The organism is Gordonia hankookensis (assembly GCF_014673215.1).
In the GTDB taxonomy this organism is placed as follows: domain Bacteria; phylum Actinomycetota; class Actinomycetes; order Mycobacteriales; family Mycobacteriaceae; genus Gordonia; species Gordonia hankookensis.
The window spans coordinates 1,248,232-1,261,479 of record NZ_JACWMS010000001.1 but is presented as its reverse complement, the minus strand read 5'-3'; the positions used below and the strand labels follow the sequence as shown (position 1 = coordinate 1,261,479).

Sequence of the window (13,248 nt, the reverse complement as noted above, 5' to 3'; positions counted from 1 at the left end):
CTCCTGCTGTCCGTCGTCGTGCCTCGCCGCCGAATCTCTTTGCGTGTCAACCTGTTGGCGATCAGCTCGGCGTAGTGGTCCACCCCGATGTACGTCGGGGCGATGAGTGTCACCTGAGGATGTGCCGGCACACCGGGCTCGTGGCACATCTGTGGACAACCGGCGCTCATGGAACCCCGACGATGGGCACTGCGTCGTATCTCCAGACAGATCCCATCGGCGTTGTGCCGATCCGCTTCCAAGGAGGTCGACGATGGCTTCGGATCGGCGATACCCGCCCATTGACAGGTTCGGATTCCGCCATGAGGAGGTCGCGAGGTCGGCCGATACCTGGCGTTCTCAGGCGGCGGTGATCCGAGGTGTCGACCTCGAAGCGCTGGAGCATGTTTCGTGCCCGTCGAGTCGGGTGGCGTCGGCATTGCGGACTGCGGCAGTGGCAGCCAGGAACGCGACGGCCGCGGTCGCCGAACGGCTGGAGGCACTGGGGATGACCCTGCATCGCCTGCGGATCGACTCGGACAGCGAGGATCGTGCGGTCGCGACACCTTTCACCGACCTCGCCGGACGTTGATGCGACCGACGATCTCCGAACTGCGCAATTGGCGTACGCACCGGTTCGGTGAGGCGGCGGCGGCCGCCGCCTCGGCGGCAGAAACCCTCGACGGTGCGATGGATGCGGCGATCCGTGCGATCGACGCCACGTCGGATTGGTGTGGCGAGAGCCGTTGTGCGGCAGATCTGACCGTTACCCGGGAGCGCGGACACGTGCACGAGATCCGCAACATCCTGCACCGGATCGCCGACGAGGCCGAGGACGCCGGTGCCGATCTGACCCATGCACGAGAACTCGTGCTCCGAGTGGTCGACACCGCGCTCGCGGACGGATTCGTCGTCACCGATCTCGGCGAGGTGGCGTCCGTCGACATGTCGAAAGAGGCTGACGCCGAGGCGCTCGGGGTGGCGATCATGAGGGCGCTCGATGTGATCGAGCAGATCGACGACGACCACGGTGCGCGCCTCGAACGGCTCACCGACGACCTCGCCGCAATGCGAACCGGCCGCCCAGGGCTCCGGCTCCCCGACGAACACACCGTCAATCCCGACGATGTGGTGGTGATGCTGCGGAGCATGACGGCGACCGCGCGCCGGGAACTGTGGTCGCGCATGACCCCAGACGACCGCCGCCGGGTCATGCATGCCGATCCCCAGACCATCGGCAACCTCGACGGTGTCGACTTCGACACCCGCGCAGACGCCAACGAGATCAACATCCGGAACGCGTTGACCGAGGAGCGGCAGGCCGGGCGCGGGGGCGGTCCGCGCGCGGCGGTGCTCGAGGAGTTCGCGCAGCGGGGTCCTGATGGGACCGCGGAACGCAGGTTCATCGCCTTCGACAACACCGCCGACGGACGGTTCATCGAGATGGTCGGCGCAGTCGGGACAGGCACCCGCAATGCCACCGTGTATGTCCCCGGCACGCGGAGCTCGATGAACCGGAGCGCGGAGTCCCACGGCGTTGCACAAGATCTCGCACAGCGAACCGGCGGACCCGTGTTCGTCTACCTCGACGGTGACCTCCCCCAGAAGGTGGGGTTCGAGGGGCTGCCCGACGTAGTCGGCAGGGGAGCGGTGGCCGGGCTTCTCGGTATCGGATCGGGCCTCGCCGCGTCGATCGACGATTCCGCAGTCGAGACCGGTTTCGCGCGGGACATGGCCCCACGTCTCGTCGGCTTCGGCGCGGCCCTCGACGCCGAACTCGAGCAGCGCGCGCCGGAGGCGATTACGACGTTCATCGGATTCTCCTACGGCGGGTCGGTCGTCGGGTCGGCCGAACAACTCGGGTTGCGCGCCGACCGCGTCGTCTACGCGTCGGCGGCGGGTACCGGGGTGTTCGACGGCCCGTGGCGCAACCCGAACCCCGACGTCGACCGATATTCGCTGACCGCCCCGGGCGACCCGATCCAGTACATCCAGTCGGTGCCCGGCAACCCGCATGGTTCCGACCCCGACACCGCGGCGGGGGTCGTCCGCATGGACACCGGATTCACCGGGCCCGACGCGAACGGGCAGCGCACGCTGATCGAGGGCACGAGCTCACACGGCTCCTACTGGCACGACCCGAACTCCGACGCCTTCCGGAACATCGTCCGGGTCATCAACGGCGACGACCCGACCCCATACATCGAGCGCGCGCCCGATCGGCCCACCGATCCGTACGCCGAGGGGCTGCTCGACATCGTGGTCGAGGGCGGCAGGCAGATCATCAGGGACGGTCTCGGTCCGCTCGGTGATCTGCTCGACGGCGACATCGACCTGCCGGGTCCCATCCCGGATATTCCACTGCGTTTGCCCTGGTGAGCCGCTCGGCAGCCGCTTGCGAGCCTTCGTTGTCAATAATTCTTGACAATCGTGTGATGTCAACATAACCTGACACCATGCACGACGAAGAGAATCCGACCGATACGGCACATGACGACGCCACTGGCGCCGACCTCGCGGGTGACGCCGCGAGCAGCGACCCCGCCCGGGGGCTGGCCGCGGTACGGGCGTTGCGCACCCTGGCCGACCGTCTCGAGGACGTCCAGGTCGCCAATGCCCGCGCCAACGGATGGAGCTGGCAGTCGATCGCAGAAGTCCTGCAGATCAGCCGCCAAGCCGTGCACCAGAAACATTCACAACGTGAGGCCCGCGCGAGTGGGCCAGAAGGAGACATCAACAATGTTTGAGCGATTCAACCGTGATGACAGAATGCTGCTGGCTTTCGCCATGCAGGAGGCCGGCGACCTGGGTCACCGGCAACTCGGCAACGATCACCTCATCCTGGGCATGCTCTGCAACGCCCGGAGTCCGCTGTTCACGCTGCTCGGCGAGCAGGGCCTGACCCTGACGTCGGCACGCGAGGCGGCGCAGAAGTATCACGCCGAGCACGACGACACCGCCGAGTCCACCGACGCAGGCGTCGAGGAATCGGCGAAGCAACGCTACGAAGAGGACCGAGATGCCCTGCGCAGCATCGGCATCGACCTCGACAAGGTGCGCGAGGCCGTCCGTGGCCGATTCGGTGAAGACGTATCCGAGGGCTGGGCCGAACGCCCGGACCGCGGATACGGCCGACGCGGCCGCGGCGGGCCCGATGGCCGCGGCCGTGGCCGAGGACACCGGCACGGACATGGCCCGCATCGGGGTCGTGGACCTCGCCCGGACGGGTTCGGTCCGGAGGGTTTCGGTCCTGAGGGCTTCGGCCCCAGTGGATTCGGCCCTGGCGGCTTCGGCCCCGGTGGCCCGGGCTTCGGTCCGGAAGGCTTCGGCCGTGGCGGATTCGGCCCAGGCCCCTTTGGTCCGGGTGGGCCGTTCGCCGACGACGAGGGGCCCTGGGAGCCGGGTCGCGGACGACGCGGACCGCGTGGTCGTGGGTCGCGTCCCCGGTTCGCCGCCGAGACCCGAGAGGTGTTCGGAAAGGCCGTGGAGCTCGCGCGTGAGCGCGGCGACCGGCGGCTGCGCCCCGAGTACCTCCTGATCGGCATCATCGACGCCGGTGACGACGCATCGCGCGCCGTCATCGAGTCGGCCACCAGTGCCGATGATCTCAAGGCCGCCGTATTGGCGAGCCTGCCGGAGGTCGATGCCGGCGTGTGACGCCGGCAAGATGATCAGCGGCGCAAGATGATCGGCCGGTCGTCCTCGTGATCGAGGGCGGCCGGCCGATCTCTTTCGCTACGGGGTCAGAGCGATGGCGCCGTACGCCGAGATCAACAGCAGCGACCAGTTGATCGCGGCGATCAGGACGGAACTCAGCAGATAGTTGGCCGTGAGTCTCGGTCCGAAGTCGACGGTCAGCCCGATGAGCGTCAAGAGAATGCTGACCGGCACCGTGATGGAGAAGGCCAGCCACAGGTCGGACATCGACGTGACGCAGTCCAGGAACGGCGCGATGACGAGGCATGCGCCGGTCACACCCGCAAAGGTCAGACTCTTGCGGTCGAGATAGATCGGGCTCTTCGGGTCGGCCGACCCGTCCGGTTTGGGTGTGCTGTCGGACGGGACGCTGACTCGTTCGAGGCTCTTGAACATGTCCGCCTCCAGGTGATGGGTGTGGGGTCCACTACAAGTGTCGGTGAGTTCGGCGGTCATCACATGCGTAGCCGACTACGTGACATGGTGACCGTCAGGGCGTGAACAGGTTTCGTCGCGGTACTCGTCCCATAACTGGGGACACGGAGATGCGGCCGTCGAATCGAACCCTCGCGAGGCCACCTCTGTGCCCCCGATCATGGGACGTCACACCGCGTGCCGGCCGCGACTGCCCGGGGGTGCACGTGAGTCAGAAAGTACTGGCGTGCAACAGATGTGGACCGATCGGTGCGTGCGACGGGTGCTGCGATTGCCGTTGACGACGTCCGCAGGGCGCGATGTGATCACGCGCTTCGGTATCGCCTGATCGGCCTGAGGGGTCCATCCCGTGACCGGTGCGGAGGACGGCTTGTCGATGGGTTCGATTCGAACTAGTGTTCGACAAGTGGGCATGAAGTGGATCGGCGGCGACAGCGGCCAACCACGACGACCGGTGTACTTCCCGGTCGGCCACAAGGCGGTGCTCGTCGACCTCAACGCCCTGTACCCACAGACCCCGCACTACACGGGCGAGTACTTTCCGGACGGCCTGCAGATTCGGTCGGTGCACCTCGGTGTACTGACGGCGTGGGCCCGGTCGGAGTGGGGCGAGTGGTACGGCAAGGTCAGCTACACGATCGCCGCCAAGGACCGGGAGGAGAAGGTGACGCACTGGGTGCCCGGCTGGGCACTGCGGCCTGCGGATACAGCTCCGCCGCAGCGACAGCGCCGAGGCAGGTGAGGGGAGTGCAGATATTCATTCGCCCCGGACCTGCGAGTCTGTCACCGTGGTCGGATGAAACTCTGGGTCGACGATCTCCGCCCGGCACCCGTCGGCTGGCGGTGGTGCACCACCAGCGCTGCTGCCATCGACGCGCTGAGCGGATCAGAACCAGTCGACGAACTCTCGCTGGATCACGATCTCGGCGGTGACGACACGACGCGCCCCATCGTGTTGTGGATGTGTGAACACGGGGTGTGGCCCGAGGAGGTTCGGGTGCACAGTGCCAACCCGGTCGGTGTCGAATGGCTGGAGGGCATGATCGCCCGGTACAAGCCGTGACCGTTGGGTGGCCGAACGGGAGTCCCGTCAGCCGATCATCAGACCGACCGCCGACAACACCGCCCACGCGAGCATGGCCTGTCCGGTACCGCCGAGCGCCGGGATCAGTCCGGGACCGAGTGCGCCCGCCCGCACGGGTTTGTAGGCAAGCCACGCCAACGGGGCCGCGAGCAGTCCCAGCAGCGCCCACGGCGTCGCAGCGATGAGCGCCAGGCTCACCACGAGTGGGACGGCGAGGAGTACGCCGAAGAGGGTACGGGTCTTCTTGTCGCCCAGCCGAACCGCGAGGGTGACCTTGCCGGACTCGGTGTCGCCGGGAATGTCGCGCAGATTGTTGACCACCAGCACGGCCGACGAGATGGAGCCGATCGCGATCGCACACAGCAGGCCCACCCAGTCGACCGCGTCGCCGGCCACGTACTGCGTGCCGAGTACCGCGACCAGCCCGAAGAAGACGAACACGGCGACCTCGCCGAGCCCGATGTAGCCGTACGGTGTGCGGCCGCCGGTGTAGAACCAGGCACCGGCGATACAGATCGCGCCCACCACGACCAGCCACCAGGCGGTGCTGATGGCCAGCGCCAACCCGCAGATCGCCCCGACCCCGAAGCAGGCGAACGCGGCGCGCTTCACCGCACCGGGAGAAGCCGCGCCGGAGCCGACCAGTCGCATCGGACCGACCCGATCGTCGTCGGTGCCGCGTATCCCGTCGGAGTAGTCGTTGGCGAAGTTCACGCCGATGATCAAGGCGACCGCGACCAGCAGTGCGAGTACTGCTTTCCACCAGACGACATCGCCGAGTTCGCGGACCGCTCCCACGCCGACGACGACCGGCGCGATCGCGTTGGGCAGCGTGCGCGGGCGCGCTCCTTCTAGCCACTGCTTCGGGGTTGCCACGACGTCGATCCTGCCACGCAGTTGTGGCGGGGTGTCGGTGGCATCCGGCTTCCACCGGGACCGTCGGCCTCGATCGGTGAGATGGGATTCCATCGAGGAGCCGATCGCTGTGATCGTCGTGGACGATACGGGACAATCCGTTCAGCGGCGCGTTTGCGGCGACGGTGCCGCCAGTCGAACGGGAACCGGTAGCTGGACAACCCCGGGGATGACGTACTCCCGTTCACGCCTGACGGCATCGAAGCCCTCGATGGTCAGGCGCCCGCTGATGACGCCTGAACCCGAACGGACATGGGTCAGGCACCCGCGGCGCACGACCGCGATTACGCCGGTCAGTGCGAAGGAAACACGGAGATCAAGGGCGATCGTTCCCACCGGGACGCCGTTGACCACCAACTCGATCTTCGGGCGTTGAACAGAATCGATGGTGTGCGTGACCAACTCGACGATCTCTTCGCTGTTCGGCGAGGCGGCAGTGCGGCGGGCAGCATCTATCAGTGCGCGGTGACGCTTCCAGCCGGCCACGGCAAGGTCGATGAGATCGGTCGAAAGGAACTGGTTTGCGGACGCGGCGACCGCGTCATGCGCAGCTCTCCCGACGTTGGGCCGATCGGTCAGCCGGGCTTTGACGACGCCGTGTTCCTGCAACATCGTGTCGACTGCACCGGTGGATTCGATCGACCGACCGGCGAAGAGGAGATCACGTACGGTCGTTGTGTCAATCAAGGCGGTTGCGGTCATCGTCGACCCCTCTGATCGTCTGAGTGCCGGTGTCCCAGCGGGTTTCGACCCGAACGACCTGGGTGGCCTCGTTCGGGCGGGCGTGCTCGCGGATCGTTGCCGACGGCGGAGTCGTCCAACGGATCTCGGCTTCGACGTCGGGTCGTGTCCGCGGTCTGGAGTGTCGGGGGTGGCGGATCCGCAAATAGGTCAGGCCGGTGATCGTCGCGACCACGATGATCACCGCAATCGTCCAGATGCCGGGCGTGAGGTCTGTCGCCGCGCTGGTCGCGTTCGGATCGAGGGTGGTAGGCGCCGGAGTAGGGAGGGGGAAAGCAAGCACGGTGATGGCCACTTCGACCGCCGTCGGTCCGTCCGGACACGAAACGTGAATCGCGTGCGGCCCGATCGTGGCGGTGCCGGGTATCAGAACCTCGGCATCGGCGTGCCCCGATCCGTCGAGGACCGCACTACCCAACGACGCTCCGCCGTCCCACGAGAAGTCCACGACGCGGTCACGACGGCAGGCAAAATCGTCGACGGTGACCGCGACGCGCCGATCCGGGACCACGCGGTCTGGTCGGACGGCGGCCGTGGCAGGTCCGATGACGGTGGGCTCCTCAACTGTGAACGTCTGGCTCCCGATGGGAAGCCGACCGCAACTCACACTCACGAGGTGCCCGCCGGCAGATTCGTCCGAGCCGACCCTGAACGAAACGGTGGACTGGTCCGGACCCGTGGTGGTCACGACGCCACCGTCCCATCGAAGAGTCATCGGAAACGGGCAGACAGTGGCCGACGTCGCGGTGACCGTGGCGCCGCGAGGGCCGCTCGTGATGTCAAGGGCCATAAGGTCCTTGGCTTCGTCAGGGTGCTCGACAACCGGCCCGTCCGTGTTCGGTTCTGAGCTCTCGTCGGTCACCCCTTCGTTCTCGTTGCTGATCACCACCTCGTCGCCGGCCCGCTTCCCGCGATCGCCGACTCGGCCGGCGTCGGAGCCCACTGACCCAGATGTGGTCGGCTGTGCCAGTACGGGTGCGGAAGGTGGGAAGGACGCCTGGCACATCATCACGATGGCTGTGACCGCGCAGAGTGACATCGCCGCACGGGCTGTGGGGCGACGGAGCAGGGTCGCTCGTGACACAAAGGCAGTATCGGTATCCGGGTAGCGTGTGACGCGAGTAATCGACTACCTGTTTGCGCGGATGCATCGGCGCAGTGCCCGGTCCCGAGGTAACGGGCTGGGGGCCTCCGCCGATCAGTGGGTGGGAATGCCAAGGAACAAAGGGTTTGAGTTGTGAACGCGCAGTCAGAGTCCAGAATCTCGCGTAAGAGTCGGTCCGCTCTGGGAGTCGGCGTCGCCGTGCTGGCAGGTGTCGTCGTGCTCGCCACGGCCTGTCGACCGGGTGAGTCGGAACCGGTGGCCACGTCGTCGACGACCTCGGTCGCGACCACGACGGCGTCGTCGGGCGGGCCGACCGTGCAACGTGTCGCCGTCGGGGCAACCGCGGTCTCGGCCAATCCGTCCGACGGGTCGCTCGCAAAGCTCGAGACGCTGGCCGTCAAGGGCCGCGCCCCGAAGACCGGCTACTCCCGCGAGCAGTTCGGACAGTCGTGGACCGACGACGTCTCGGTGGCCGGCGGACACAACGGCTGCGATACCCGCAACGACATCCTGCGCCGCGACCTGATGGCGATCTCCCTGAGGACGGGTTCTAACGGATGCGCCGTGCAGACCGGCACGTTGAACGACCCGTACACGGGCAAAGTCATTTCGTTCGTGCGGGGAAAGACCACGTCGTCGGCGGTGCAGATCGATCACATCGTGGCGTTGTCGGACGCGTGGCAGAAGGGCGCCCAGCAGTTGAGCCCGGTGGAGCGGCGCAATCTCGCAAATGATCCGCGGAACCTGCAAGCCGCCGACGGACCCGCGAATCAGCAGAAGAGCGATGGTGACGCCGCGACGTGGCTCCCGCCGAACAAGTCGTATCGCTGCGCCTATGTATCCCGTCAGATCGACGTGAAGGTGCTCTATCGCCTGTGGGTGACCCAGGCAGAAAAGGACGCGATGGTGCGGGTCCTCAGTGGTTGTGGTGGCCTGCCGGTCACCACTCAGATGTCTGATCAGTCGCAAACCGCAACGAGGACAGCAACTCCCGCGCCCACTTATACGCCGCCGCCGAGCCCCACCCAGCCGGTGTACGTGGCGCCTGCGCCCGCGGCGGATGACGGCGGCAGCACCTACTACCGGAACTGCTCAGCGGTGCGCGCGGCCGGTGCTGCGCCGATTCGTGCAGGCGAGCCAGGCTATCGGTCCGGTTTGGATCGAGACGGCGACGGCGTCGCCTGCGAGTAGAGGTGGTTTCGGTTCACGTTCGGCGGCGCTGAGCCGAACGGCGTCAGGACACCGGGAAGCAGACGATCGTGATGCACACGGACTTCGGTGCGTCGGGGATCGGGAAGATCGGAACGAGGGGCACCGGGAGAAGTGGAACCGGGAGAAGGGGTACCGGGAGGTCTGGTACGTAGATGGTGGCTGCATCGTGCGGTGCGGTCACAGCGGCGTCTGTTGGTGCCGCCATGGCGACGGGTGCCAAGGACATCGACGCTGCCGCGCCGACGGCGATGCCGGCGGCGACTCTTCGGATACTGGTGGACATGGCTGCTCTGTTCTGGAGATACTCGAGATCGACATCAGACCGCTGATCGTTCGTTGTGCAACGCCCTCAACAAGTCTCACGACGTTTCGTTGCCCACACTAAGTAATCGGGTCGCCCTGGCCCGCCGCAGTGCAAAACTGTCCTTCCGGCCGCGGGCTCGAGGACGATTTTCTCACATGCCGGCTTCGATATCGAGAGACATTGGTTCGACTGGCTGACACCGCACAAGGTCCGTGCGAACGCATCGATCGGTGTGCCCAGCGTTGCCGCGCGATCTGTCGTCGCGCCACCATGTTCGGACTCGGACCCACCGTGCTGTCTGCGAACGAGTGTTCTTGGGACACGGTGACTCCCGGCCGAACGGGCGGGCGGGCAGTGTCGCAAGGCCTCCCGGCGCCCGGAGTGAGCGCAGATCTCAGCGGGCGCTGTCAGGTCGCTTGCCGATATGGCGTTCGCTGCTGTGTTGCCCTGGAGGCCGCGAGCGGAGACTCGAGCCCAGAGGGGAGACTCGAGTCGGTCGATCACGGAGACGCAGACCGGAAATCGACATCTACGTGCAACGACGGCGGCATTTGGGTTGCCGGTCCGGTTCCGATGCCGTAAATTCTAGCCTTGCCGAAGTTCATCGGTTGCGGTCTGGCAGTAGGCCGTCGGTGAACGAGCCGTCGGTCGGCAGAGGCACTGAACGGGAGGCCGGGGCGGGGGTGCCCCACAAGGGGTCAGGGCAGAATTGTTCGGGTGCAGATCTTCCGGACGATGAAATAGCTCTTCGTATTTGCTCGATTTCGTTACGGGCCGGATGGACCCTTATTGCATTCACGCCCGGGCGTTCTTGATGCCTTCTGGGGGAAATTTCGTATATTTCGTCTTGGCAAATTCAGCCAAGATCGGCCATGTCGCATCACCCTTTCTGACCTGCCAGTAGTGTTGTGCAACAACATATTTCGTCTTGCTAAAGACTTTGTCACGCGACCTCGGTGGCCGGATTGGTCCGTTCGGACTACAGCGATTTCGGCCATTTCCCCACGTCGCGATTTGATGTGTAACAAACGTTGTGAATTAAGCCGATAAGTGGTTGTTGGTGTCGGCTCCGTGGCTTAGTCTTCTCGTTGTTGGTCGAGGTCGGGGTTCTGCGATCGACGGAGCGGCGCTACTGACGAAGCGGATCGGTTTCGGTGGTGTTGGTTTGGGCCAGACCTCGACGAGTAGGGGAGGCAGCGTGACCGGTGAGTCCGCTATCGGAGCAGTGGCGCAGAGCTCTGGGTCGCCAGGTGTGGTTTCCCGTTTGCTGTTGGTCGGTCGCGCTCGTGAACGGTCACGATCGTGGGTTGACGGTTACGTCGCCCGCCTTGGTTGGTCTGATGCGCTGATCATCGCCGGAGCGGTGATGGCCGGTCAATGGGTCCGCTTCGGACCGAGTAGCAGCCAGGTCCCCAACGGAAGTTCGTTGCCTGCCGGCGCGGTATCGGCGTTGCTGATCGTTGTCTGGATCGTCTGGCTGCGAATATTCCACACCGCGGACCGGCGGATCATCGGGTCGGGATCTCAGGAATACAGTCGTGTGACGACGGCTTGTCTGTCGGTCTTCGGCCTTATGGCGATGGTGGATCTGGCTTTCAAACTCGACCTCGCGCGAGGGTTTCTGGTGATCGCATTCCCCGTGGGGACCGGAGCGTTGCTCGGGTCTCGATGGTTGTGGCGCCGTCGCCTCGTCAGTCAGCGCCGCAGAGGGAGCAATCTCGAGAATGTACTTGTGGTCGGTGGGCTGAGGTCCGCGATCCCGCTGATCGAGCGTCTCGGCGCGCAGCCGGTCCTCGGCTATCGCGTCGTCGGGCTCTGCGTTCCTGAGCGTGCCGGGCATCGCACACAGATTCAGATTGGCGATGGAACGGTTCCGGTGTGCGGGACATTCGACCAAGTCGTCGAGGCCGTGACTCGCTGCGGTGCCACCACAGTTGCGGTGACCTCTGCGGAGGCCCTCGGGCACGAAGCCATGCAGAACCTGTCGTGGGACCTCGAAGGTCTGGACGTCGACATGGTCGTCGCGCCCGGTGTCACCGATATCGCGGGACCCCGCATGATGGTCCGTCCGGTGGCCGGGCTACCTCTACTGCACATCGACAAACCGCAATACGAGGGCGCCAACCGATTCCGGAAGGCGGTGGTCGACCGGGCAGGCGCCTCGCTCATCGTGTTGATGATCCTGCCCGTGCTGCTGGCCGTGGCGGTGGCGATCAAGCTCGACTCACGCGGCCCGGTGTTCTATCGCGCCAACCGGGTCGGGGTCGGGAACCTTCAGTTCCCGATGTGGAAGTTCCGCTCGATGGTGCGCGACGCCGACGCGATGAAGAGCAACCTCAGAGACCTCAACGAGGGCGCCGGCGGTGTTCTCTTCAAGGTGAGGGACGACCCGCGAGTCACTCGCGTCGGCGCATTCATTCGCCGGTACAGCATCGATGAGCTCCCACAGTTGTTCAACGTGCTCGGGGGGACCATGAGTCTGGTGGGCCCGCGACCTCCCCTCCCCGAAGAGGTCGAACAGTATGACGGTCGCGCGGCGCGGCGGATGCTCGTCAAGCCGGGGATGACCGGGCTTTGGCAGGTCTCGGGGCGATCGGACCTGTCGTGGGAGGAGTCGGTTCGTTTGGATCTCTCCTATGTGGAGAATTGGTCGATCATGCAGGATCTGGTGATCCTGTGGCGCACCTCCAAAGCCGTTATCTCCAAAGACGGAGCCTACTGAAGCACGCGGGTAGTTCTGTCGGACGTCGGATGTCCTGGCGGTCCGATGCGACTGATGGTGACGCATGAAGTCACGGCCGTAATGCGTTGCCGTGGTTGCGATACCATGCCACGGTTTCGGCTATCCCGTCCTGAAGGTCGACCGATGGCTCCCACCCTGCACCCCTGAGCCTCGACACGTCGAGCAGCTTGCGTGGCGTACCGTCCGGTTTGCTGGTGTCCCACCGGGTTTCTCCGTCGAATCCGACCGCGGCGGCCACCATCCGGGCGATCTCGCGGAGCGTATGGTCGACTCCGGTTCCCACGTTCACGTGTTGCGCCCCATCGTAGTGTTGCAGCAGATGGAGACAAGCGGACGCTGCGTCGTCCACATGGAGGAATTCGCGGCGCGGAGTTCCGCTTCCCCAGTTGACAACGTATTCTGCGCCCCGCAGTCGGGCCTGCTCGTAACGGCGAATGAACGCAGGCAGGACGTGAGAGTCGGTCGGAGAGAAGTTGTCGCCCGGACCGTACAGGTTTGTGGGCATGGCAGAGATCCACGGCAGTCCATACTGTTTGCGGACGGCTCGGACATTGAGGATTCCCGCGACCTTCGCGATCGCATAGGTGTCATTCGTAGGTTCGAGTTCGCCGGTGAGCAATGCCTCCTCGCGGATGGGCTGCTCGGCGAATTTGGGATAGATGCACGACGATCCTAGGAATAGGAGCCGCGGAACTCGTTGTGCAACAGCGGCATCGAAAACGTTGGTCTGAATCTGCAGATTCTCTGACAGAAACTCCACCGGGTGTGCGTCGTTGGCGAGGATACCTCCGACCTTTGCGGCTGCCAGTACGACGATCTCGGGTCGGACCAGATCGAAGAATTGGAACACGGCCGACCGGTCGGTGAGGTCCAGTTCGTCTCGGGAGCGACCGATGAGCCCGGTGAACCCCTGGGTCTCCAGCAGTCGCCACACGGCCGATCCCACGAGTCCGCGATGGCCCGCGACGTAGATCCGTGCAGACCGCGCCGGAGAACCTTCGATCGATTCGATGGAACCGAACCCGCTCACGTCA

14 protein-coding genes are annotated in these 13,248 nt (G+C 65.4%); 8 read left to right on the top strand and 6 right to left on the bottom strand.

What is annotated here, in order from left to right; all coding sequences use genetic code 11:
* The first annotated feature begins 253 nt into the window (after window positions 1-253).
* From IDF66_RS05625 to IDF66_RS05610, 4 genes are all read left to right on the top strand, one after another.
* Window positions 254-571, top strand: a complete 318-nt coding sequence (locus tag IDF66_RS05625; protein ID WP_190265988.1) for a hypothetical protein — start codon at window positions 254-256, stop codon at window positions 569-571.
* On the top strand, window positions 571-2,358 hold the full coding sequence (locus tag IDF66_RS05620; RefSeq protein WP_190265987.1) for a magnesium and cobalt transport protein CorA: 1,788 nt from the start codon (window positions 571-573) through the stop codon (window positions 2,356-2,358). Before IDF66_RS05625 ends, IDF66_RS05620 begins: the two co-directional genes overlap by 1 nt.
* Window positions 2,359-2,435: 77 nt before the next feature.
* A complete protein-coding gene (locus tag IDF66_RS05615; protein WP_164310916.1) occupies window positions 2,436-2,726 on the top strand; it encodes a helix-turn-helix domain-containing protein in 291 nt (96 codons plus the stop codon).
* The gene (locus IDF66_RS05610; RefSeq protein ID WP_190265986.1) at window positions 2,719-3,636 is read left to right on the top strand and encodes a Clp protease N-terminal domain-containing protein; all 918 of its coding nucleotides are present in this window, start codon (window positions 2,719-2,721) and stop codon (window positions 3,634-3,636) included. Before IDF66_RS05615 ends, IDF66_RS05610 begins: the two co-directional genes overlap by 8 nt.
* 78 nt (window positions 3,637-3,714) lie before the next feature.
* Here IDF66_RS05610 and IDF66_RS05605 read toward each other — a convergent pair whose 3' ends face one another.
* Entirely contained in the window at window positions 3,715-4,131 is a 417-nt protein-coding gene (locus IDF66_RS05605) for a hypothetical protein (RefSeq protein ID WP_190265985.1), read from the bottom strand.
* 391 nt (window positions 4,132-4,522) lie between these two features.
* On the opposite strand from IDF66_RS05605, the gene IDF66_RS05600 reads away from it, so the two are divergent.
* Together IDF66_RS05600 and IDF66_RS05595 are read left to right on the top strand one after the other, a co-directional pair.
* Window positions 4,523-4,852 carry a hypothetical protein gene (locus tag IDF66_RS05600; RefSeq protein WP_190266332.1) on the top strand — a complete coding sequence of 110 codons (330 nt, stop codon included), beginning with the start codon at window positions 4,523-4,525 and terminating at the stop codon, window positions 4,850-4,852.
* 54 nt (window positions 4,853-4,906) lie between these two features.
* Window positions 4,907-5,173: a cyclic-phosphate processing receiver domain-containing protein gene (locus IDF66_RS05595; RefSeq protein WP_164310919.1), complete on the top strand. Its 267-nt coding sequence runs from the start codon at window positions 4,907-4,909 to the stop codon at window positions 5,171-5,173.
* A 27-nt stretch (window positions 5,174-5,200) separates the two neighbouring features.
* Here IDF66_RS05595 and IDF66_RS05590 read toward each other — a convergent pair whose 3' ends face one another.
* The 3 genes from IDF66_RS05590 to IDF66_RS05580 all read right to left on the bottom strand — a co-directional run bounded on the left by IDF66_RS05590 (window position 5,201) and on the right by IDF66_RS05580 (window position 7,934).
* Window positions 5,201-6,070, bottom strand: a complete 870-nt coding sequence (locus IDF66_RS05590) for a 1,4-dihydroxy-2-naphthoate polyprenyltransferase (RefSeq protein WP_190265984.1) — start codon at window positions 6,068-6,070, stop codon at window positions 5,201-5,203.
* 141 nt (window positions 6,071-6,211) lie between these two features.
* Window positions 6,212-6,811, bottom strand: coding sequence for a hypothetical protein (locus tag IDF66_RS05585; protein ID WP_190265983.1), 600 nt, complete (start codon window positions 6,809-6,811; stop codon window positions 6,212-6,214).
* Window positions 6,789-7,934: a hypothetical protein gene (locus IDF66_RS05580; RefSeq protein WP_190265982.1), complete on the bottom strand. Its 1,146-nt coding sequence runs from the start codon at window positions 7,932-7,934 to the stop codon at window positions 6,789-6,791. Before IDF66_RS05580 ends, IDF66_RS05585 begins: the two co-directional genes overlap by 23 nt.
* A gap of 153 nt (window positions 7,935-8,087) precedes the next feature.
* On the opposite strand from IDF66_RS05580, the gene IDF66_RS05575 reads away from it, so the two are divergent.
* The gene (locus IDF66_RS05575; protein ID WP_317628597.1) at window positions 8,088-9,146 is read left to right on the top strand and encodes a GmrSD restriction endonuclease domain-containing protein; all 1,059 of its coding nucleotides are present in this window, start codon (window positions 8,088-8,090) and stop codon (window positions 9,144-9,146) included.
* A 43-nt stretch (window positions 9,147-9,189) separates the two neighbouring features.
* Here IDF66_RS05575 and IDF66_RS05570 read toward each other — a convergent pair whose 3' ends face one another.
* Entirely contained in the window at window positions 9,190-9,450 is a 261-nt protein-coding gene (locus IDF66_RS05570) for a hypothetical protein (RefSeq protein WP_190265981.1), read from the bottom strand.
* Between the two features lie 1,246 nt (window positions 9,451-10,696).
* Between IDF66_RS05570 and IDF66_RS05565 the strand changes: the two genes are divergently transcribed.
* On the top strand, window positions 10,697-12,193 hold the full coding sequence (locus IDF66_RS05565) for a sugar transferase (RefSeq protein ID WP_388000418.1): 1,497 nt from the start codon (window positions 10,697-10,699) through the stop codon (window positions 12,191-12,193).
* Between the two features lie 70 nt (window positions 12,194-12,263).
* On the opposite strand, the gene IDF66_RS05560 is transcribed toward IDF66_RS05565, so the two are convergent.
* On the bottom strand, window positions 12,264-13,244 hold the full coding sequence (locus IDF66_RS05560; RefSeq protein ID WP_317628596.1) for a GDP-L-fucose synthase family protein: 981 nt from the start codon (window positions 13,242-13,244) through the stop codon (window positions 12,264-12,266).
* Window positions 13,245-13,248 lie beyond the last annotated feature (4 nt).

What these genes read in the sequence shown, in the direction of transcription:
- IDF66_RS05625 (WP_190265988.1), top strand. Translation starts at nt 254, where the DNA reads ATGGCTTCGGATCGGCGATACCCGCCCATTGACAGGTTCGGATTCCGC.
- IDF66_RS05620 (WP_190265987.1), top strand. Translation starts at nt 571, where the DNA reads ATGCGACCGACGATCTCCGAACTGCGCAATTGGCGTACGCACCGGTTC.
- IDF66_RS05615 (WP_164310916.1), top strand. Translation starts at nt 2,436, where the DNA reads ATGCACGACGAAGAGAATCCGACCGATACGGCACATGACGACGCCACT.
- IDF66_RS05610 (WP_190265986.1), top strand. Translation starts at nt 2,719, where the DNA reads ATGTTTGAGCGATTCAACCGTGATGACAGAATGCTGCTGGCTTTCGCC.
- IDF66_RS05605 (WP_190265985.1), bottom strand. Translation starts at nt 4,131, where the DNA reads ATGACCGCCGAACTCACCGACACTTGTAGTGGACCCCACACCCATCAC.
- IDF66_RS05600 (WP_190266332.1), top strand. Translation starts at nt 4,523, where the DNA reads ATGAAGTGGATCGGCGGCGACAGCGGCCAACCACGACGACCGGTGTAC.
- IDF66_RS05595 (WP_164310919.1), top strand. Translation starts at nt 4,907, where the DNA reads ATGAAACTCTGGGTCGACGATCTCCGCCCGGCACCCGTCGGCTGGCGG.
- IDF66_RS05585 (WP_190265983.1), bottom strand. Translation starts at nt 6,811, where the DNA reads ATGACCGCAACCGCCTTGATTGACACAACGACCGTACGTGATCTCCTC.
- IDF66_RS05570 (WP_190265981.1), bottom strand. Translation starts at nt 9,450, where the DNA reads ATGTCCACCAGTATCCGAAGAGTCGCCGCCGGCATCGCCGTCGGCGCG.